Origin of the sequence: Saprospira grandis DSM 2844 (genome assembly GCF_000275825.1) — a bacterium.
In the GTDB taxonomy this organism is placed as follows: Bacteria; Bacteroidota; Bacteroidia; order Chitinophagales; family Saprospiraceae; genus Saprospira; species Saprospira grandis_A.
This window is the reverse complement of the sequence record NZ_JH719942.1, coordinates 1,688,390-1,690,892: the sequence shown is the minus strand read 5'-3', so window position 1 is coordinate 1,690,892 and position 2,503 is coordinate 1,688,390. Positions and strand designations below refer to the sequence as shown.

The following is a 2,503-nucleotide window of genomic DNA, read 5'->3' as shown; positions in this document are numbered from 1 at the left end:
CAGTTGAGCAATGGGGTGTATATGGTGGTCTTGAACACGCCCTATGGCAATTTGCAACAGAAATTGGTGATTCAGCGCTAATTTGCTTATATAGAGCTTGTTTAAATTTTTTAGTCAGCAGCTAGACTAAGGCAAAAAAAAATGCTGCAAAGCGCTTATTATTGTTGATTACGACAAAACAAAAAAGGACTTTGCAACATGGTTGTGAATTTATCAAAAGAATTTATTACGGAAAAATATTAGCATTTTTCCCGAAAAAATTGGCTCGAAAACCAAAGCGCCTCTGTGGCAAATTGTTAAAGCGATAATTTATAGGCTTAAAACAGGTTGTCAGTGGAGAGAATTACCGATACAATCTTTTTTGACGAAGTTCTAATTTGCTGGCAAACAGTATATTACTACTTCAATAGCTGGTCCGAGTCTGGTATTTGGCAAAAAGTGTGGATCCAATTTCTAGCCCATGAAAAATCTTGTTTAGATTTATCTAGTATACAGCTTGACGGAAGTCATACCCCAGCGAAAAGAGGGGGCGAAGCTGTGGGTTATCAGGGCCGAAAAAAGTCAAAAAACCACAAATGCTCTCTTTATCACAGATAAAAATGGGCTGCCAATCGCTATGTCTCCGCCTTTTGCGGGAAACCATAATGATTTGTTTGAAATCGAGAGTCATTTCCAAAAAATGCTTGCCGATCTGCAGCTTTCAGACATCTCTCCTGATGGTTTATTTATGAATGCTGATGCAGGGTTTGATAGCAAAAAAATGGGAGTTATCTCCCATATTGACCCTAATAAAATAAATATAAAAAACTTACTATCAATAAAGTATATATAAATAACTTTACAAGTAATGCTTTTCTGTTGAGCGAACAAATGCCTGGATTGACGCATTTAAAATGCTACTCATTTGTTTTGAAAGAAAGGCTGACAACTGATCGAGTTTACATTATTTGGCCTTTATGCTTATTTTCTTAAAACGAAATTTTTAAACAACCTCTTTATTATCGATTAATTACCTCACCATATCTTGTACATCCTGTATAGTTAAGCTTGTATCAAATGTTTTCCCTTTAAACTTTCCATGCGTTGGCCTAAAATATAAAGACTTCCCATCTGGAGATATACCAAAATCAGGATTATTTCCATATAATGATTTTATTTTTTTTCCATTAAATCCTAAGGCAGCTTTTAAATTATCCTTTACTCCTGTACCAGCACCATTATGCCATTGCTTTTCTTTTATCCCTAATCTTTTGGCGAGTTGAGGTGCTTTAGGAAAAACGCCTCCACTTGTTCTAGTTCCAAAGCAGCTGTTATGTACTAATATTCTATCTATAGAAACTAAAAAATTATGATCTTGATATACTTCAAGATTATAAACTTTCTGTCTTCCCTCAAGCTTTTCTTTAGCAATAAGTACAACCTTTCTATACTGGGTTTTAATGTTTTCCCCTACATTCAAGTCCATCGCATGTACCCAACCATTTCTATCTATTGACCAAATTGGGTGTAAACCTGTCACTCCTAGAGGACTAGCAGCATTATCTCTAAAATATAAATTATATACATCATCACTTTCATGAATAAACTTCCCAGTGATTGGACGACTTACATAATCTCCTTTTCTAGCTTCATCCCAGAACCTTGTGTCTAGTTGGTTTATTCTAATTCCTGTAACAGTCGCCCATCCTTCTGAACCTAATTCAGGCATATCCAGATACACATCTCGCCCTATACTATCAACTCCTATTTCTTCCAACCACCAATGAGGTCTTCTTAAGTTTATTTTAGTAATTGTCCCATCAGCTTTTGGAAGTTCAAGGTCAACCCACTTCCAAGTATATGGAGTAATTTCTTCATAATCAATAACTGTCCATTCCTTTTCTACTCTAAGTGGTGAGTAAGTTATAATCCCATCTGCAGTTTTTTCATTTATTAACTTTTGGACTTCTTTTTCTACCTCAGAATAAAAAGTTAACGGTATTGGCTTATCTAGCCAAACCTTCATCAAGGTTTTGGGAGACCTCATTATGTCTATTGGCTTAAAAGACATTAGCCCATGACTTTCTAACAAGTTCGAATTACCAGAAGCTGTCGCTTGACCAAAAGAACTCCCCCATGAAAGGACAAACAATAGTAGTATTATAAAAAAAAATTCATTACTTTTTATTAATTCAAATTACGGACAATATCAATATAAAACTGTTTAAATTTCTTTGTTAACAACCAGACTAAGGCAAAAAAGACTTTGCAACATGGTTGTGAATTTATCAAAAGAATTTATTACGGAAAAAATATTAGCATTTTTTCCCGAAAAAAAATTGGCTCGAAAAACCAAAGCGCCTCTGTGGCAAATTGTTAAAGCGATAATTTATAGGCTTAAAACAGGTTGTCAGTGGAGAGAATTACCGATACAATCTTTTTTTGACGAAGTTCTAATTTTGCTGGCAAACAGTATATTACTACTTCAATAGCTGGTCCGAGTCTGGTATTTGGCAAAAAGTGT

5 protein-coding genes are annotated in these 2,503 nt (G+C 34.8%); 4 read left to right on the top strand and 1 reads right to left on the bottom strand.

Annotated features, from left to right (window positions below):
• Nucleotides 1–208 precede the first annotated feature (208 nt).
• The 3 genes from SAPGRDRAFT_RS23805 to SAPGRDRAFT_RS23435 are packed head-to-tail and all read left to right on the top strand — an operon-like array spanning nucleotide 209 to nucleotide 832.
• Nucleotides 209–376: a transposase gene (locus SAPGRDRAFT_RS23805; protein ID WP_367613655.1), complete on the top strand. Its 168-nt coding sequence runs from the start codon at nucleotides 209–211 to the stop codon at nucleotides 374–376.
• Nucleotides 334–597, top strand: coding sequence for a hypothetical protein (locus SAPGRDRAFT_RS23800; RefSeq protein ID WP_367613640.1), 264 nt, complete (start codon nucleotides 334–336; stop codon nucleotides 595–597). The genes SAPGRDRAFT_RS23805 and SAPGRDRAFT_RS23800 overlap by 43 nt, the downstream gene beginning before the upstream one ends.
• A 19-nt stretch (nucleotides 598–616) precedes the next feature.
• Entirely contained in the window at nucleotides 617–832 is a 216-nt protein-coding gene (locus tag SAPGRDRAFT_RS23435) for a hypothetical protein (RefSeq protein WP_156001860.1), read from the top strand.
• A gap of 177 nt (nucleotides 833–1,009) precedes the next feature.
• On the opposite strand, the gene SAPGRDRAFT_RS07655 is transcribed toward SAPGRDRAFT_RS23435, so the two are convergent.
• Complete coding sequence (locus SAPGRDRAFT_RS07655; RefSeq protein ID WP_002657481.1) at nucleotides 1,010–2,005, bottom strand: Hint domain-containing protein; 996 nt, start codon at nucleotides 2,003–2,005, stop codon at nucleotides 1,010–1,012.
• 247 nt (nucleotides 2,006–2,252) lie between these two features.
• Between SAPGRDRAFT_RS07655 and SAPGRDRAFT_RS07650 the strand changes: the two genes are divergently transcribed.
• Complete coding sequence (locus tag SAPGRDRAFT_RS07650; RefSeq protein ID WP_002658472.1) at nucleotides 2,253–2,471, top strand: transposase; 219 nt, start codon at nucleotides 2,253–2,255, stop codon at nucleotides 2,469–2,471.
• Nucleotides 2,472–2,503 lie beyond the last annotated feature (32 nt).

Bases quoted from the DNA above. Each gene is read 5' to 3' on its own strand.
- SAPGRDRAFT_RS23435 (WP_156001860.1), top strand. From the start codon at position 617: ATGTCTCCGCCTTTTGCGGGAAACCATAATGATTTGTTTGAAATCGAG.
- SAPGRDRAFT_RS07655 (WP_002657481.1), bottom strand. From the start codon at position 2,005: ATGAAGGTTTGGCTAGATAAGCCAATACCGTTAACTTTTTATTCTGAG.
- SAPGRDRAFT_RS07650 (WP_002658472.1), top strand. From the start codon at position 2,253: ATGGTTGTGAATTTATCAAAAGAATTTATTACGGAAAAAATATTAGCA.